The sequence below is a fragment of the Pseudomonas sp. F9001 genome, assembly GCF_013385435.1.
Classification (GTDB): Bacteria; Pseudomonadota; Gammaproteobacteria; order Pseudomonadales; family Pseudomonadaceae; genus Aquipseudomonas.
The window spans coordinates 1-523 of record NZ_JACAPX010000064.1; the positions used below are offsets into that span (position 1 = coordinate 1).

Here is a 523-nt window from a genome sequence, read left to right on the forward strand (position 1 = left end):
CCGGTTTCGAACTTCGGATCGGAGATCGAACGGGTGTACTTCAAGCCCCAGGCAGCCTTTTTGGCGACCGATGGAATCTCGTGGTACATGTTGAAGATCTCGCCTTCATCCATGGCCAGCGATTCGATGCAGTACTGGTAGGCGTGGGTGTGGATCGCTTCTTCGAAGGCCTGGCGCAGGATGTACTGGCGGCACTCCGGGTTGGTGATCAGGCGGTACACGGCCAGTACCAGGTTGTTCGCGACCAACGAATCCGCAGTGGAGAAGAAGCCGAGGTTGCGCATCACGATGCGACGCTCGTCGTCGGTCAGGCCTTCCGGGTTTTTCCACAGGGCGATGTCGGCGGTCATGTTGACCTCTTGCGGCATCCAGTGGTTGGCGCAGCCGTCGAGGTACTTCTGCCAGGCCCAGTCGTACTTGAAGGGTACGAGTTGGTTGAGGTCGGCGCGGCAGTTGATCATGCGCTTTTCGTCAACGGCGACGCGGGCGGCGGAGCCTTCGAGTTCGGCGAGGCCTTCGGCGG

Annotated in this window: 1 protein-coding gene; it reads right to left on the reverse strand. The window is 60.6% G+C overall.

The window, feature by feature from the left end; genetic code table 11:
• A partial coding sequence (locus tag HX818_RS30975; RefSeq protein ID WP_177021362.1) for a ribonucleotide-diphosphate reductase subunit beta occupies nt 1–523 on the reverse strand: 523 nt, incomplete at both ends.